Annotated in this window: 13 protein-coding genes and 1 pseudogene; 6 read left to right on the top strand and 8 right to left on the bottom strand. The window is 68.8% G+C overall.

All coding sequences use genetic code 11. The annotated features are described in order from the left end of the window. Window positions 1-378 precede the first annotated feature (378 nt). Complete coding sequence (locus IE136_RS34930) at window positions 379-633, top strand: hypothetical protein (RefSeq protein ID WP_189602536.1); 255 nt, start codon at window positions 379-381, stop codon at window positions 631-633. A 282-nt stretch (window positions 634-915) separates the two neighbouring features. Here IE136_RS34930 and IE136_RS34925 read toward each other — a convergent pair whose 3' ends face one another. Together IE136_RS34925 and IE136_RS34920 are read right to left on the bottom strand one after the other, a co-directional pair. Continuing rightward, window positions 916-1,827, bottom strand: a complete 912-nt coding sequence (locus IE136_RS34925; protein WP_189602535.1) for a hypothetical protein — start codon at window positions 1,825-1,827, stop codon at window positions 916-918. A 133-nt stretch (window positions 1,828-1,960) separates the two neighbouring features. Then, window positions 1,961-3,166, bottom strand: coding sequence for a S1 family peptidase (locus tag IE136_RS34920; protein ID WP_229819515.1), 1,206 nt, complete (start codon window positions 3,164-3,166; stop codon window positions 1,961-1,963). A gap of 896 nt (window positions 3,167-4,062) precedes the next feature. Between IE136_RS34920 and IE136_RS34915 the strand changes: the two genes are divergently transcribed. Continuing rightward, the gene (locus tag IE136_RS34915; RefSeq protein WP_189602534.1) at window positions 4,063-4,386 is read left to right on the top strand and encodes a hypothetical protein; all 324 of its coding nucleotides are present in this window, start codon (window positions 4,063-4,065) and stop codon (window positions 4,384-4,386) included. A gap of 61 nt (window positions 4,387-4,447) precedes the next feature. On the opposite strand, the gene IE136_RS34910 is transcribed toward IE136_RS34915, so the two are convergent. After that, window positions 4,448-7,213 carry a helix-turn-helix transcriptional regulator gene (locus tag IE136_RS34910; RefSeq protein WP_229819510.1) on the bottom strand — a complete coding sequence of 922 codons (2,766 nt, stop codon included), beginning with the start codon at window positions 7,211-7,213 and terminating at the stop codon, window positions 4,448-4,450. 1,379 nt (window positions 7,214-8,592) lie between these two features. Here IE136_RS34910 and IE136_RS34905 point away from each other — a divergent pair. The 4 genes and pseudogenes from IE136_RS34905 (at window position 8,593) to IE136_RS34895 (ending at window position 11,236) form a co-directional block, all read left to right on the top strand. Further along, a complete protein-coding gene (locus IE136_RS34905) occupies window positions 8,593-10,146 on the top strand; it encodes an ABC transporter substrate-binding protein (RefSeq protein WP_229819509.1) in 1,554 nt (517 codons plus the stop codon). A 345-nt stretch (window positions 10,147-10,491) separates the two neighbouring features. Next, on the top strand, window positions 10,492-10,656 hold the full coding sequence (locus tag IE136_RS34900; RefSeq protein ID WP_229819506.1) for a hypothetical protein: 165 nt from the start codon (window positions 10,492-10,494) through the stop codon (window positions 10,654-10,656). A 68-nt stretch (window positions 10,657-10,724) separates the two neighbouring features. After that, window positions 10,725-10,817: pseudogene (locus IE136_RS36955) on the top strand (hypothetical protein); the annotation flags it as partial. Then, window positions 10,799-11,236, top strand: a complete 438-nt coding sequence (locus IE136_RS34895) for a GNAT family N-acetyltransferase (protein WP_189602538.1) — start codon at window positions 10,799-10,801, stop codon at window positions 11,234-11,236. The pseudogene IE136_RS36955 and the gene IE136_RS34895, both read left to right, overlap by 19 nt. 291 nt (window positions 11,237-11,527) lie before the next feature. Here the strand turns inward: IE136_RS34895 and IE136_RS34890 are convergent, their stop codons facing one another. From IE136_RS34890 to IE136_RS34870, 5 genes are all read right to left on the bottom strand, one after another. Further along, window positions 11,528-12,022, bottom strand: a complete 495-nt coding sequence (locus IE136_RS34890; protein ID WP_189602531.1) for a hypothetical protein — start codon at window positions 12,020-12,022, stop codon at window positions 11,528-11,530. A gap of 252 nt (window positions 12,023-12,274) precedes the next feature. Further along, window positions 12,275-12,808 carry a hypothetical protein gene (locus tag IE136_RS34885; RefSeq protein ID WP_189602530.1) on the bottom strand — a complete coding sequence of 178 codons (534 nt, stop codon included), beginning with the start codon at window positions 12,806-12,808 and terminating at the stop codon, window positions 12,275-12,277. Window positions 12,809-13,884: 1,076 nt separating this feature from the next. Beyond that, the gene (locus IE136_RS34880; protein WP_189602529.1) at window positions 13,885-14,148 is read right to left on the bottom strand and encodes a hypothetical protein; all 264 of its coding nucleotides are present in this window, start codon (window positions 14,146-14,148) and stop codon (window positions 13,885-13,887) included. After that, window positions 14,145-14,450, bottom strand: a complete 306-nt coding sequence (locus IE136_RS34875) for a DUF6247 family protein (RefSeq protein WP_189602537.1) — start codon at window positions 14,448-14,450, stop codon at window positions 14,145-14,147. The genes IE136_RS34880 and IE136_RS34875 overlap by 4 nt, the downstream gene beginning before the upstream one ends. A gap of 472 nt (window positions 14,451-14,922) precedes the next feature. Next, window positions 14,923-15,438, bottom strand: coding sequence for a hypothetical protein (locus tag IE136_RS34870; RefSeq protein ID WP_189602528.1), 516 nt, complete (start codon window positions 15,436-15,438; stop codon window positions 14,923-14,925). Between the last annotated feature and the right edge of the window lie 524 nt (window positions 15,439-15,962).

Raw genomic sequence — 15,962 nt, 5'->3', positions numbered from 1 at the left:
CTCGCCCTCGCCGCCGGCATCTGGCACAACTGGACCACCGACGCCACAGTCAAACGCTCCCTGATCGCCTACGACCACTGAAAACATCGGACTCACTCATCTAGCGGAGGCCGCAGCCGAGGCCCCCCTGCCGCCGAGGGCGGCGAGCCGTCCACGGACAAGGCGCAGGCCCCCGCAGAACTGGAGGCGCCCCCGGCGCCTTCCGGCGATGGAGAACAGCCGGACACGGCTCCCGCCGATGAGCCTGTCTGGAAGCCCTGGTCGGCCGACGAGGAGGACGACCTCGCAGACGACGTCATGACCGGCTTCGAGGGCGAGCCGGCGCCCCCGGCGCCTGGCGTCCCGGACGTCGCGACGCCGCCCGAGGATCCTCCGCTCGTGACGCCCGCCACCGAGGACCCGGAACTGGCAACACCCGCGCCGCTGTGGGGTACGGACGAACTGCCGGTATCCGCGTACGCAGCCGGGGAGGGCGGTCTCGACGAACGCCCCGAAGCTGACGTGGGCGACCTCCTGTCAAACTTCCAGGACTTCCAGGCAGCCTGGGACGACGCCGTGACGACCGGGGGCACGTCCGCCGAGCTCATCGACGACGTACGCGCCGACTCCGGCTTGCCCGGCCACCGCCGGTAGATCGTGTCCTTGCCGACACCGGGGGTCTCTGGGACGCCCTTTGGGAGGCGGAGAGGGACTCATGGCATTTACCATACGGCTCGACCCGTATGGTAAATAAGCGACCTACAGAACCGGAGTCGGCGGCGCCTTTCCGGCCGCCGCGTAGCTGTCGAGCGAGCCGAAGGACTTCTGACAGGCCTACACAGCGGCGCCGAGACCGCGTCAGGCGGGGATGGCGCCGCTGATCTGACGGGCGGCGGCGGTCGCTGTGACGGGTGGGGGCGCGAGGGCGTGTGAGTCTCAATCCGCCCACTGCCATTCGATGCCGTACACACCCGGTCTGCATTTCATCGGTAGCAGGTGCGTCGTATGGAAGCCGTCGAGGGGCGCGGGGTGCCGGCTCTGGGGCTTGGCATCGATGTGGCTGCGGTAGTAGTGCCAGCACGTCGACGGCACGGCCCGGGGGTGGAAGCGCACCTGGAGCAGGTAGGACTGCAGGGGGGTGGTGAGGCGGCGCTCGTGACAGCGAGAGATGCCCGCGGTGGAGGCGGAGCGCAGGGTGTACTCGACGACTGCGGTCTCGTTCCTGGCCAGCCGGCGGCCGAGGGGGACCTCGGCGACCACGCAGTTCAGTTCCGGCCGGTACCGGGTGCTCGGAGGCGGCCCGTGGGGGACGGTGAAGTCGACCTCGTCAGGGTTCAGCGCGTCCAGGGTGTGGATGACGGTCAGGTGTCGTGCGTTGTCGCGGACGGCCCTGACGGCGACGGTGACGTGGAACTCCCCGACGAGGCGGTGCTCGTTCACGCTCACCGTTTCGTAAACGACCAGTCGCCGCAGATCGGCATCGAAGTGCTGGAAGGCGTCGCCGAGGACCTGCTCGACGTCGGAGTTTTCGCCGTAGACGCCGCGGACGGCGGCGGGATCGTGCGGCGGAACCCAGCCGCGCGGCCGGCGCCTCACCAGCGAGCGCAGGGCGCCGCACGGAAGGCCGAGGAAGGGTTCCAGGATGTCGAGCGCGCGCAGGGACTGGGGCTTCTCCGGCTGGCTGCGGCCGCTCCGCCAGTAGCTGAGGGTGGCAAGGCTGAGAGTGACCCCATGGGACTGGAGGTGATCGCGTACAAGGTCCAGCGGCAGGCCCCGCCGCCGCAGGGCCTCTTTGAACACGGCCGCGAACATCGCGTCCGGATCGTCGGTGTGAGGGGCGTTGGGCATGGCGTCTTCCAGCGGGCGGGGACGGCGGACGGGGCCGACGGGCGGGCGGGACGCACGGCTCCGTCGGAGAGCGGCCGGGGGCCGCTCGCCTTGTCCCGCGAGCCCCCCCCGGCCGGTCCTGCAGTGGACGTGCTCAGTTGGTGTTGAGCGTCAGCCCGTAGTAGCGCAGGGCGTCGTCGAGTGGCTGGAAGTACGAGGTGCCGCGGGAGTAGACGCCGCCGGTGCACTGCTGGTCGGTCGGGCCGCCGGAGGTCATCCCCTGCGCCAGGTTGCCGGAGATGTACGCGCCGCCGCTGTCACCGCCCTCGACACAGACCGTGGAGGAGGCCAGGCCGCTGACGACCGTGTCGGGGCCGCCGTTGCGGTCGATGTAGGTGACGGTGTTGTTGTAGGAGCCGACCGTGCCGCAGGTCCAGCCAGTGGTGGCGCCGGACTTGCAGAGCGCGGCGCCGGACGCGGCGCGGCTGACGCCCTTGACGGCGACCGTGCTGGTGCTGCCCTGGCCCCAGGTGCCGACGGCAGTGACGATCGAGTGGCCGGAGTTGACGGTCAGGAGGCCCATGTCGACGCTGCGGGTGCCGAGCGCGTAGCGGGTCTTGTACCCCTGGGCGAAGGCCGTTCCGTCGTAGCGCAGGGTGTTGGTGACGCAGTGCCCGGCGGTCACCAGGTACTGCCGGCCGGCGCTGTCGCGGGCTCCGTAACCGACGGAACACCACTGGGAGGTGTTGTTGAACGTCATCTTGCTGCCGGGGTAGATCGCGGCCTTGGCCTCGAGCTTCTCCTGGCCCCGCACGATCTGGACGGCGGCGCCGTGCTTGGCCGCCCGGGCGAGGAACGCCTTGGCGGCGGCGCCCCGGTCGTCGGCGACCTTGACGGTCACCTTGTCGGAGGCCAGGTCAACGGACCAGGCGACGACCCCGGAGGGGACCTTCTTCGCCGCGAGGGCATCCAGTTCGGCCTTGACCTTGTCGAGCTCGGCCTGGCCGCGGGCGGGCACCCGGGCGGCGAGCCCGGCCTTCTCGATTCTCGCCGCCTCGGTGGCGTCGTCGGCGTTCACGGTCAGCTTTCCGGAGGCGTCGAAGAACGCTCCGTCGCCGGCTATCCCGCTCTTCTTCAGCTGGGCCAGCTTGGCCTGCTGGGCGTCCTGCCGGTCCAGACGCTCGACCGCGGCGGCTTCGCTCACACCGAGCGATGCGGCCAACGCCCGTACCATCTCAGGCTGGTAGCGAGGGGTGGAGGCCGTGTCCTGCGCCTGCGCCATGGACTGGGTCCCTAGGACCGCAGAGGCCGAGAGAGCGATGCCCACCGCGGCCAGGCGGTACTTACGAGAGTTACGCACGTTGATTCCTTCCGGATGGCAGCCAGGAACCCTATGGGGGCGTAATCGCCGAAATGTGCCAACAACGCACCGGCGAAGGGTGGTTCCTGTCTGACGGAGAGTTGGAAACTCGCCGCGACCCGAACTATTGCGTAACGCTCGACTGAACTTCAAGAGGTATAGGAGGAGAGAATCTTTTAACAGAAACACCGAGTTCTCTGTTGATTGGAACGGCACCTTATGGAACGTCAGCCGGGGTGGATGGTATCGGTCACCGCTCTTGTCGCGCCTCGATTCAGGCGCTTGCCCTGCATCTCCGGCGCGCTCGATATCCTTCGGAATGCGCCCGCCTCGTCCGCTGCCCGAGCATCAGTGCTTCAGCGCAGGGAGGGGTCCGTTCGACGGGAACGCCGACCGGTCCCGCCGAGGCGTCCGGCCCTGACCGGCACCCTAGAGGCACCGTGTCAGTCGTTGTATAAGGCGAGCGAATCCACGGATACGCAAAGAACCCAACAAGGCTGCGGACGCCGGCCATTCGGGATGTTCCGCGCTCGCTCGCCGGAACCACTCCGGGATCGAAGCTGCCGAACCGACTGAGGCCAGTCGCGTGTGTCATCGTCTCCCGGCGTCCCGCGCCGTCCTTTCCGCAGTGAACCGAGTGTCCCAGCCGCGAGGGTCACCGGTTGCCGACGCCGACGCAGCCCCGCGTTCGTGTCCCGGAGCGACACCCGCCCTTGGGCGAGCGGAATACATATAGGTACTTGGCCATTTCCGAATATTCAGGGCTCAGGCCAGCCCCTAGGTTGGTGCTATTCGATCAGGCGTCGAGCAGTCGGGGTGGGACGAGCCCGCTCGGTGAACCCCGGTGCGGTCCGCGCCGGAAAAGCGGGAATGCGCAGAGCCAAGGAGACGGCGTCATGGCCAAGGTCTACTTCCAGGTCAATGTCCCCATACGGAATTCCGTACAGCCCGAGCAGTGCGGGCTGCACGTCTTCACCGGTCCGGCCGACACCTGGTTGGAAGCCCTCCGCATCGCGCGCGAGACCTGTGACACGGCGGTCGCCGCCCAGGAGGCAGGCGTCCCGGTCCCTCGCCGGCGACCGGACGGCTGGGGAGCACGCGGCCTGCGCCCCGGTTGGGTCCTCGACTGGCCGGCCGCAACCGTGGACGCCTGGGAGCACGACAGGATGTTCCGGCCTGAAAACCCTCCCCCCTCCCGATGGGAAGGGCGCCCCTGGTAACCGCGGCGCTGACGCGCGGGGTTCGTCCGTCCGTGGGCGCACCGGTCCGCGGGCTCCCCTCTCAGGAGGACTGCCCCAGCCCGTGGGCGAGGTCACGGCGGGAGAGCGCCCCGGTCTTCCGCATGGCGCGCGCGATGTGCTGCTCCACCGTCCGGGGAGAGAGGTGCAAGGTCGCGGCGATCTCCCGGTTGGTCAGACCGGAGATCGCGAGCTGGGCCACCTCCGCCTCCCGGGGGGACAGTTCGTTGGCGTGCGAGGGGCGGCCGGGAGGGCGGCCCTTCTTCGCCGGCTGACGCGTGCGCAGCAAGGCCCTGGCCCGCGCCGCGTCCCAGACGGCCCCCAGCTCGGTGAAGCGCTGGGCGCAGGACTCCAGCTCGCTGATCGCCCACGTGGCGGTGGAAGGACCGGGCACCGGACACAGCGGCGCTGTGGAATCCCTGGCCATGGCGGCCGGGTCGGCATCCGCTTCGGTGTCCGCCGCGAGCACGCAGCGTGCGGCACCCTCCCCGGTCAGGGCATGGGCGTACGGGCGGGGCAGCTCCGCGTAGGCAGCCGCGGCCTCCCGGTACAGCTCCGCGGCCCGCAGCAGCCCGTTCCGCTGCTCCCGAGCCGGTGCTTCCATCTCGGCGAGTACGGCTCGGCTCCAGAGCAACGCGGCTCTGGCGGCGGGCGCGTCGCGCCGGTCGAGGCCCTGGGCGAAGTCCCGGACGATGGTGTGGGCCGCGGTCCTGTCACCCGTACGCGACAGGGCTTCCACGGCCCAGGGCGCGAGTTCCGCGGCCCACGGCCACACTCCCTTTCCGGCGACCACGCTCCACGCGGCGCGGGCTCGCTCCGCCGCAGCCGTCATCTCCTGGCGGGCCAGGGCCATGCGGATCACGGCGCCGGAGGCGGTCGCGGTCACGGGCACGGGCAAGTCCTCGGTGCCGAATGTGCCGCGTTGGGCCAGCCAGGAGGTCGCCTCCCCCCAGTCCCCCTGGGCGACGGCGAGCATGCCCCGCACGAGGTAGGCGTCGGCGGCGATGAACGGCATGTCGGCGGTCGCAGTGATGAAGTCCTCGCACCGTTTGGCCAGGCCCTGCCACTGGCCCGTCCACCACTCCTGGAGCAGTCGTGTTCCCAGCGCGCTGTACTTGGTGTAGGGCGCGCCGCTCCGTGCGGACAGGTCGCGCCCCTCCGCGAGCAGGTCTTCGGCTCGGTCGTAGAAGCCGAGCCAGACCGCGGAGTCCGCGGCGTTGCACAGGCCGCGTGCCGCCTGCCGGACACAGGCGGGATCCGCGGTCTCTACCGGCAGGCGCTCCACCAGTTCCCACGCGTCCGGGTCGGCGCAGCTCATGGCGAGTCCCACCCGGTTGGCCAGGACGGCCGTGCGCATGGCGTCGTCTCCGCTGGCGTCCGCGGCGGCGATGGCCTTGATCAGCCATCCGCGGTGGACGTCGATGGAGTTGCCCGGCCAGTAGGGAGTGACCAGCGCTGCCATGGCACGTGCGGCCAGGTCGGGCCGGGCCTCGTTCAGTTCGGCGCCGGCGGTCTCCAGCATCCGCCACCCCTCGGGGAACCGGCCCATCTGGTTGCACAGCATCAGCCCCAGGTCGAGTCGCAGCTCTCCGCGCACGGCCGGAGGGAGGGACGTGTCCTGCACGATCTGCGCGAGCACCTCCACGGTCTGGTCCGAGCGCAGTCCGGTCACCGCGCTGCGGGCCAGCAGCGGTGCCAACCGGGCTCGGGCCTGCGGCGGGAGACCAGGCGTGGCCAGCGTCCGCTCCAGCAGTGCGATGGCCTGTTGGTGCCGGCCGACGGCGGCCGCGGACTCGGCCGCCTTCTCCACCGCTCTGAGCCATCTGTGTGTCTCGCCGGCTGCCCTGTGGTGTTCTGCCACGGCGTCCCACGCCACGGGTTGTCTGCGGCCCAGCACGTTCGCCGCCCTCTCGTGCAGGTCCTGGCGGACGGGTCCGGGCACGCAGGCCCGTACGGCCGATGCGGCCAGCGGTACGGCGAAGCCGTACCGGCTTTCGCCCAGCTCCGTGAGGACCGCACCCTCCAGAGCCCGCAGCAGTGCGTCCCTCCCCGTGACGGCTCCGAGCCCCGACACCGCGATCAGCTCGTCGCGGCCGGTGGGACCGTCGAGGACGGCGGCCGCCCAGACCACCGGCCGGTGCGCCGGGGAGAGGGCGTGCGTACGGCTCAGCACCAGCTCCGCCAGCCGGGTCGGCACGCCGGCCGCCTCCACCTCGGCGGCCGTGCCGGTGAACGCGGGCTGTCGGTCCTTCAGTACGGCGAGGAGGTCGACGACCACCTGGGGTTCTCCGCCGGTGCGCTCGTGCAGTGTCCGTACCGCCTCGGCCGTGCAACTGTCGCCCAGCATCTCCCCGACGGCCCGGCGGACGCGCTCCTCGTCCCACGGCTCCAGCCGGTGCCGCAGCACCGTGAGCCGGGGAGGGTAGGTCACCGGCGGGCTGCCCAGCGGCAGACCTGGGACCGGAACCTCCTCGGGGCGGTAGGTCACCACAGCCGCCGAGCCCGATTGCAATCCCTCCAGCACCCGGCGCAGCCGCCGGACCTCGGTGTCGTCTGCCCGCTGGAGGTCGTCCACCAGCCATAGGGTCGCTTGCCGCCGGTGCCCATCCTCTTCGGGCCCGTCATCGTCTCCGCACCTCCACCACACACGGGTCGCGTCCGCCGTCCCGGGCAGGTCGGCCAGTTCGTGGAGCAGGTGGCTCTTTCCCCGGCCGGCGGCACCTTCGACGAACAGCAGCACCGGCTCGGCACGCTCATCGCCCAGGGCGCGCGCCAGAGGCCGCAGAGCGGAATCCCGCGCCTCGATCACGCCGTCATCCCCGCTCTCCTTCTCCCAGACGGTCCGGACCCACCGCGCCCGACAGCTCGCCAGAGCCTCTCGGCTTCGCCGTCGGTGGGTCAGGTGGGCGCGGAGTCGGCGCCGCCTCGGTGGCAGGGCTCCCGGAAAACACGTTCCTGCTCCTGCACCCGGATCGCCGGCCCGCGCGAGTAGATTGTCACACCGCATCAGGGCGGCGCTATGAGCGCGCGGGCCCTGGAACAGAATTCCGGCGTTTTCGCCCTTCGGAATGACCGCCCTTTTCGAAATGCGGAGTGCCGCCGCGCGAATCAGCGACCGTTCGGCACATATTCAATGGTGGTTACACGTATGCATCCTGGGTATTCGGCGGACCCGGGTGACCAGACGGGCGGAAGAGCTTTCGGCGTCCGAGGCGCACTGCGGAGCACGCCCGGCCGACCGCCGAAAGGCAGGGCGCGGTGTCATCGGGCCGGGACTGCCCGATGGCGGCGCGCACAGCTCGTTCCGCCCGTCCGTGCACAACGTCGGCCAACCGAGGCGACGCGGAGCTCGCGTCTTTGTCGCAGCGGCCCGGCAAGTCCGGTTGGCCGACTCCTCAAGCTACGCCCCTCTCCTTGCCCCGGAACATCCGGAGGCCGGTTCCCCTGATACGCAAACAACCGTCCGGACGCGCAAGGCAGCGCGGCGCGCGGCCGCGCAGCCAGCTCTGCGGCATGACAGACGACCGGGGCGCCGGACGCGAGGTCGCCCGGACGCCGGGGCGCCCCTCAGGCAGCGGGCCTTCTCCTGTGCCGCTTCAGGGCGAATCCGCCAGGTGGGAACGGGGGTTGGGATAAAATAGGTGTCCGTACATTCGGGTCCCTGGATAGTTCTGCCGGTGCCTGTGTCCGTAGGTTTCGCCACTGGCCGATCGTCCGCCACCCATGGCGATCGGCCGTGCCGCGACAGGCCGTAGGCGTACCGACCTTGTGCTCTTCGCGGTGCGCCCACTATCCCCTTCCCTCACCCCCACCCAGGGGCAAGGGGCCAGTGGGGATACGCGTTTTTGCCGGGCACGCGAGCGTGCTTGCGCGGACATGTGCCGGGACTTCGCCGCTGGCCATATCCGATCTGGCAAAGCCGCCTTTGCCCGATCGGATCCAAAGGAACGAGATGCGTGGTTTCGCCTCCCTGCGGGCGTCCGTCACGACCGCGGCCACTCCCCCCGCAGTGAAGGCCGTCGGCGCCGTCCTCCCCAAGGGCTCATACGCCCCCATCGACTTCGGCCCGCGCCCGCGCAGTGAATCTCCACGGCCCCGGCAGCTCTCTGTGCCGGGGCCGTCCGGCGTCCCGCCCACGCGCTCGCGGCCGGCCGACAGTCCGCGAGTCCAGGAAAGGAAAACCACCTCGTGAAGTTCAAACGATTCGGAATCGCTGCAGGAGCTTGTGTCTTATCGGCTGCCTGCGGTTACCAGCTCATGCCGTCCCCACGGTCAGCGGAAGCTCCCATCATCATTGGAACCGCCAACAGGCCGGTTCGCATCGACCCCGCAGGGGGTTATGACGCGGGATCCTGGGCGATTTACAGCAACATCTACCAGGGGCTGCTCACCTTCGACCCGGGGGCGACTGCACCCCGGCCCGACGCGGCCGAATCATGCGCGTTCACCGTGTCCCTCACCACCTATCGCTGCAAGATGCGCGAGGGTCTCACATTCTCCAACGGCCGTCCGCTCACCGCCGCTACCGTGAAGCATTCGTTCGAACGCATCCTCCATATTCGAGACCCCCTCGGACCTGTGCCGCTGTTCGCGAATCTCCGCTCCGTTGAGGCGGACGATTCCGAGGTGACCTTTCACCTCGCGACAGCGGACGCCACTTGGCCTTCCAAGATCGCCACACCGGCAGGGTCCATCGTCGATCCGGCCGAGTTTCCGCACCGTAAACTTCGGCCGCAGTGGACCGCATCAGGATCAGGCCCTTACACGGTCTCCTCCTACAAGGAAGGTGTCCGGATCGATCTCACCCCGAACCCGAGGTACAAGGGGGCCATACCCAGGAGAGGCAGACCGGTCGAGATCCACTACTACGAGACGTCCCAGGACGTGGAGAGAGCGTGGAAGGCGAAACGCATCGAGGTGGCCTACTCCGGGCTCACCGCCCCGACACTGGCAACCATCGAGAACAGCAAGGACCCGAATCTCCGCCTCTCCAGCGGAGAAGGCGGAGTGGGACGCTACCTCGTCCTGAACATGCGCTCGCCGCAGCACCCTCTGGCGGACATCGAGGCCCGCAAAGCCATTGCCGCACTGGTCGACCGGGGGCGCCTGGCGGCAGACGTGTTCGAAGGCACCGTGTCACCGCTCTACTCACTCGTCCCACGAGGCGTCACGGCGCACAGCACGGACTTCTACGACCTCTACCCCGAATCGGATCCACGGTGGGCAGCGCAGCGTCTGCGCGCTGCCGGCATCTCCACCCCGGTGCGCATCAAGCTGGGCCACCAGGTCGGCAGCGCCGCCGCCGAAGCGCGCGCGCTGAAGGCGCAACTCGAGAGAGAGGGTCTGTTCAGGGTCGAGCTGATCGAAGAGTCCGACTGGGGCAGGTACCAGGAACGGCAGAAGAGCGGCGAATTCGACGCCTACATCCTCCAGTGGACGCCCGACTTCCCGGGCCCCGACACGTTCGTCCAGCCACTGGTGGGAAGCGGCAACACCCTCCATAACGGCTACTCCTCGGCCGAGATCGACCGCTTGATCGAGGAGGCGGAGAAGTTCGCCGACAGGAACAGGAGCATCCCCCAGTTCCAGGCGATCCAGAGGGTGGTGGCGAAGGAGGTCCCGTTGGTGCCTCTCTGGCAGAAGAAGAGTTACGTCGTAGCCCGTCCCGCGATCACCGGAAGCCACTATCTGGTCGCCGACCACAGCGGCGTTTGGCGCCTGTGGGAACTGAAGCGGGAATGATCGTCTCCCCCCTGCCGGGAGCGGACGCTTCGGCGGGATCGCGCGATAGCGCGGCGGGGTCAGGCCGGGAGGAGCCGCGCGGGGCGGCGTACCACCTGAGCGCCTCGCGGTCCGCCCCCGAAGTCTGGGGTCATTCGCCGATTGCTGCCTTGTAGTCGGCGGCGTCAGGGAGCTTATCGAGCTCGTTCACGTCGGAGGGGTGCAGCTTGAGGACCCAGGAGCGATCCCCTGCGGGCGCGGGGGTGGGAGGCAGGGGCAGGGGCGCGGATGAGGGCGGCTGGATGCGCCCCTGCCGGATGGAGGCTCGGGGGCTCGTTTCCGCAGTGAACGATGCCCGCTGGGTGGGTGAAGTCCGTCCAGGGCGCGGTGCACATCCAGGAGACCTTCCCCTTCACCTTCGGCCACTTCGAGACGCTGCCCGGGGAAGGCCCGAACGGGTCGGAGGACGACGTCGTGGACCTGCAGATGATCGTCTTGAAGAAGGCCGTTGACATCGACGGCAGGAAGTAGTCGAGGCGAACGTCAACCGCCAAGGGTCCAAGCCGGGCGAGCCGGACGAGTACGTCGAGATCCGCAATGTGGGCGATGCCCCGCTGGATCTGTCCGGCTACACCATCTCGGGGCCGAACACCGACAAGGAGTTCACCTTCCCATCCGAAGCCAAGCTGGAAGCCAGCGACCGCGTCCGCGTCTCCACCAACGAGAACCACCCCGAGACCGGCGGCTACTCCTTTGCGTCATCGCCTACGACGGCGAGGAGCCCGCCGGTTACGCCTACGGTGCTCCTGCGGTGGACGGCCGGGAATGGTGGCGCGAGTACCTCTCCCCCGCTCCCGCCGACACCGCGACGTTCTCCTTGTCGGAGCTGATGGTCCGCCCGAAGTGGCGAGGGACCGGCCTGTCGGCCCAGCTGCACACCGAGCTCGTCGGCCACCGCCCGGAACCGCTGGCCGTCCTCCTCATCGACACCACCCACCCCCGCGTCCAGGCCCTCTACGAGAGCTGGGGCTACCGCAAGATCGGCGAACGCCAGCCCTTCGCCGACTCCCCCGTGTACGCCGTGATGCTCCGCGGTCTCTCCGAGACATAGCCGGATTCGTACGTGTGCCGGTGGAATCCGCCGGAGGTCGGTCAGTCCTCGGTTGCGGCTCCAGGCACGGGGTCCCGCATCCGGGGTCGAGCACGCTCGCGCTCTTGACACGTCGGCAGTCGACGAAGCGCCGGGTGGCAACTTGCTGCATACGGCTGTGTGTAGCAGGACCAGGAGCAGCACGAGATCGCCGTCGCAGGCCCGCGCCTCACACCTGACAGCCTCACAGCACACCCCGCCCACCTGGGGAAACAGGGTGTGAGCCTCACAGCAGCAGCTGGGCAGCAGCCGTCACAGGACGGTTCCGTGCAGGGCGCGGCGGTCGCCGGACATCGCGTAGCGGCGGGCGGCGAGGCCGTGCTCGAGGGGCTCGCCGATCTGGTCGCACAGCAGCGCCAGGACGTCGGCGGCGTCGGTGTCGGAGAGGTAGGCCGGGGCGACTTCGAGCATCAGCTCCCCGATTGCGTGGCTGTTGGCGGCGAGGTCGTCGACGACACGGCGCAGCGCGGCGACGGTCGGGTCCGCCGACGGATCGGCGGGTGGCGGAGCCGGTGCGGTGCGGACGTCGCGGACGGCCTGACGAACCACGGCGCGCACCGTGGCCGTGTCGAGGGCCTGGAGGCCGCTGTGGGCGAGCGTGGCGAGGCGGCGGGTGTCAGGCTCCGCGACGTCGCCGGAACGGGCGGAGAAGGCACGGCCGGCCGCCGCATCGGCGCCGCCCTCGTAGGCCTGGCGACGTTGATCGGCACCGGTGCCGCCCTGTGGCCCCTGCTCAAGTAATCCCACCCCACCCCACCACCAGACAATGCGTCGCCCCAGGCCGCTGGAATGCCGGGGACGACGCATTGTTCACAGGCTGGCTATCCGAGCCAGGTGATGGAGAGGACGGACAGGCGGCGCAGGGGGCGGGCTGCTGCTTGATGACGGCCGGACGATCCCGCCGCCGGAGGCCCTGGTACACAACTTCGTGCTCTGGCTGCTCGCTGACCTCTTCGACAGCCTGGTCGAACGTCTACCTGCCCAAACGGGGTGTGAGGCTCACAACCTGCCAGCCCTCGCCGGGCTCCAGGCGCTCAACTTTCGCGGACGCGGCAGAGCCGGGATGGGGCCGCCAGGAAGGAGACCCCTGCGGCGCATGGCCTGGTCGCGGCTGCGGCACCGGGCAGTGCAGAACTTGCGTGGACGACGGGTGGACTCAGGCAGCGGCTGGGCGCAGGTGGGGCAGTGGCCGGCCTCGATGACTGGGGCCAGCTTCTGGAGCAGTCGCCGGACGCGGTCTTCGTCTTCCGGGGTGTAGGGCTCTGCGTCGGCACGGCATCCGGCGAGGAGTTCGGCGAAGACGGAGCGCAGTGTGGGCAGGTCGCGGCGGCAGGTGCCGAGCAGGTCGAGGTACTCCTCCACCGGCGAGGTGGCCAGGACGGCGGAGCGGGAGAGGTAGAAGCCGACGGTGTCGATCCGGTAGCGGTCGGCGGTGTCGAGCAGCAGGTAGCCGAGCAGCTGCCAGGCGCTGGCCTTGGGGAAGCGGTGCGGGTGCTTGTCGCTTTTGAAGTCGATGAGGAGTCCGTCGACCACGAGGTCGGCGTCGGCGGTGATCCGCGTACCGGGGAAGTGGGGCCGGGCGTGCAGTCCTCGGGCCGGGTGCGGGCACGCAGGGAGAGCAGGGGGCCGTCCGCGACCTGGTGGAGCTGGGCTACGACGTCGGCCACCAGGTCGCGGTGCGGGAGCTCCGGCAGCCGGGTGAAGGTGAAGGCGCCGGGGTCCTCGAGGGCGGCCTTGGCGAGCGGGGTGGGCGAAGCCGATCGGCGTACGGGCGAGGACCTGGTACCAGGCTGCGGCGATGCGCATACGGCCCAGCTCTCCTCTTCGTGCTGAGCCCAGCCGTGTGCTGGCTCATGCCGTAAGGCCCTTGCAGGCAAGAGGAACACGTGCACGAGCTTGCTCCGCACGTGACGGCTGGCCAGTTCTCCGAGGGCTGCTGGACCTCGTGGGGGGCGAGAACCTTCGGGACAGCAAAAGCACTCTTAACCCGGAGCCACAATCACTCGAGGCACCGGATTGGAAACCTGCTCAGCGTTTCGCCGCCCGCCCGCGCTGCCGCAAACGGGGCGGGGCGGGCTAACCCATGCCATAGTTCCATTCACCGTCGTTGCACCGTGCGCCGAAGGAGCTGACACCTCCGTCAGGCACCGTCTCGACGTAGTCACCGTTGCCGTACCAGCTGCAGCTTTCCCCCGCGGAAGCCGCGGGTGCCGCCGTAAGGACTGCGCCAAGAGCGAAGAGAAGCGCTGCAAGGTACTTCGTCACGTTGTTCTCCTAACTGATCTGCATGTGGTCAAGCGCGTCGCAGAGGAGGGACCTCCAAAGCATGCGGAAGCGCTCAGGGGAGCGCGTGCACACGTCCGTGAACGGCATTTGCAGTAAGCCATTTATTCAGCCGATTGGGGGAGGAGATTCGATCACTTGTGCCAAGAATCTGCCGACCCTCGGACAGGCCATAGACGGCCAACTCCCTGCCTTACCCTGCACGTTGGCTCGCGCCTTGAGTATTGCCGCCCGCGTGGCTACCGGTGGATACGGCCGTGACTACGATGCGCAACGTTCTGTCCCCGGCAGCTGCAATGCCGGGGACAGAACGTTGTCACGGGTGGCTACCCGATCCAGATGATGTCCAGGACGGACAAGTGCCGGGTGAGCCGGTTGATCACGTAGATGACGGACAGCTGTCCGACGGAGGCGGCGCGGACGTCCTCGCCTTCCGGGTCGCCCGCGTCCCACTGAGGGAAGCCCCACGGGTCCCCGGCCGCAGCGTCCAGGACGTCCCAGACCATCTGCTCCGCGTGCTCGGGCAGGGGATCGAGCACCTTCGCGGCCGGAGGCGACAGCCGGACCGCGTACAGCTGCTGTCCGCTCACCGGCGCCTTCTCCGGATCTCCTCCAGGTCCACGAACCCGGACTCGTCACGGCCGGAGGCGAGGAACGCGTCGACCGCTGGGGCGGAGGCGACGCGGGCCTGCCAGACCTGGACGACCTCGTACAGCCCGGCGAGGGAGAACGTACAGCGAGACTCCTCGAGGGCCGCCGTCCACTCCTGCTCGAAAGCCGGCACCCACCGGCCCGCGCGCCGGTCGGCGCGCAGTTGGGCGAGGAGTTCGGCTGGCGCCCCGGGCGCGGGGGCGTACGGCGTGACGGGTGCGTGGTCGGGCTGCGCGCTCATCTGGTCCTCCCGGTGGGTCGTCACCTCACGGTACGCGCGCCGGATCGCCGCGGATGCGGTCATGGGCAGATCCCTTCTACGGGGTGAGCGGCGGCACGAGGGCCGGGCCCCGGCAGTTGCGATGCCGGGGCCCGGCCCGTGGTGTGCCGACCGGGTCACGCGGCGGGGCTGAGGACGCCGCCCGCCTGGTCACCACCGGCCGTCGACGCATCCTGCGGCTGGCTCACTACTGGCCCTGGACCGACACGATCAACAGCGCCTTCACTCGGCTGAAAGCCCTGCCGAACCCCGACTGACCAGCGACAACGACCCACCCCGACGAGCAGCCGAACACCTCCGAAACCGTGGAACCCGGCGCCCACCCGACGCGACAGCCGGGCCCTCAGCCTGCCCACCACCACCCCGACAAGCCGAAACGGCCCATCGGGCAATCCGATGGACTGTCACGAAAAATCGACGCTAATCGCATTGCCTACATGGATGGCTTGTCGGAAGCGATGATGAGGCGCTTATTGCCGCCGCCGGTGCTGTCGCCAGGTACGGGCGGGGCAGTGTCGTAGACGCCGATAGGGGTCCACTTGACCTGGTCGTTTGGCTGCCAGTAATCCTGAAAGATGTAGTAGAGATGAAATTTTTGTGGGCGGCAAGGTTCACTAGGTGGACAGGTAATGCCGTCCTTATAGACCCTGATGCTCTTCCCGATCTCGTCTGGGCCGACCCAGGGAACCCGAATGTCGCTGGTTTTTGTGCTGTGGGCGTCGATTGGGCCGAACCAGGAGTTAGTCTCTCCGATATAAAGCCATGCTGGATAGTCCATTGCGTTCTGCACTTCCGCGATGACGGTGACATTCGCCCTGGCCGTGGTCGCGGATTTGATGCCGTGCAGGGATCCAGGCGTGGCGGCGTCGGCGGACGGGAGGGCGGTGAACGCGCCGCCAAGCGCAAGGGCTCCTGCTACGACGGTGCGGAGGGTGCGGGAGATTCGCATTGCCAGCCTTTACTTTCCGAGTCATGCAAGCCCTACGGAGGGTAAAGGAATGGATACCCAGAGTCAACCGTGGAGGCCTGGCGTAGCCGCAGTGACATGTGAAGATTTCACCCGGCACCGGCCGGGAAAAACGGATGAACCGATCATCTCAACTGACAGCAATCACGCTTGAAGGATCGACGCTAACCTCTGCTGATAGCCGCTGGTTTTGGGCGGGGCTCGCATCGTCCTGATGGAGTGAGCTCTTTGGTGCGCTTGTGTGTGCGACACGTATTTCACTGTCGGCGAGGCCACCGGCCTTGAAGTCGGGCACGATGTGTACAGCCCCGCAGGCGGTGACAAGATCCCGCCTATGTGGCAACTATCGCGCTTCGACTCAACAGCAGGAATTGTGTGGTCGTGCTTTTCTCTCCTAGTCAGTGAGCCTTTTCAGCGTGGCCACCGATCGGGTGATGACCTTGGTGCCGCAACGGACAGGGCTCCCGTGCCGTTGGGCTAGGTGTTCGAAGTCGCAACCTGCCGGT

Source organism: Streptomyces lateritius (assembly GCF_014649715.1).
GTDB classification, from domain to species: Bacteria; Actinomycetota; Actinomycetes; order Streptomycetales; family Streptomycetaceae; genus Streptomyces; species Streptomyces lateritius.
Note: the sequence above shows the minus strand (reverse complement) of the source record. Positions and strands in the feature narration are given on the sequence as shown.

What these genes read in the sequence shown, in the direction of transcription:
- IE136_RS34925 (WP_189602535.1), bottom strand. Translation starts at nt 1,827, where the DNA reads ATGCCCAACGCCCCTCACACCGACGATCCGGACGCGATGTTCGCGGCC.
- IE136_RS34915 (WP_189602534.1), top strand. Translation starts at nt 4,063, where the DNA reads ATGGCCAAGGTCTACTTCCAGGTCAATGTCCCCATACGGAATTCCGTA.
- IE136_RS34875 (WP_189602537.1), bottom strand. Translation starts at nt 14,450, where the DNA reads ATGAGCGCGCAGCCCGACCACGCACCCGTCACGCCGTACGCCCCCGCG.
- IE136_RS34870 (WP_189602528.1), bottom strand. Translation starts at nt 15,438, where the DNA reads ATGCGAATCTCCCGCACCCTCCGCACCGTCGTAGCAGGAGCCCTTGCG.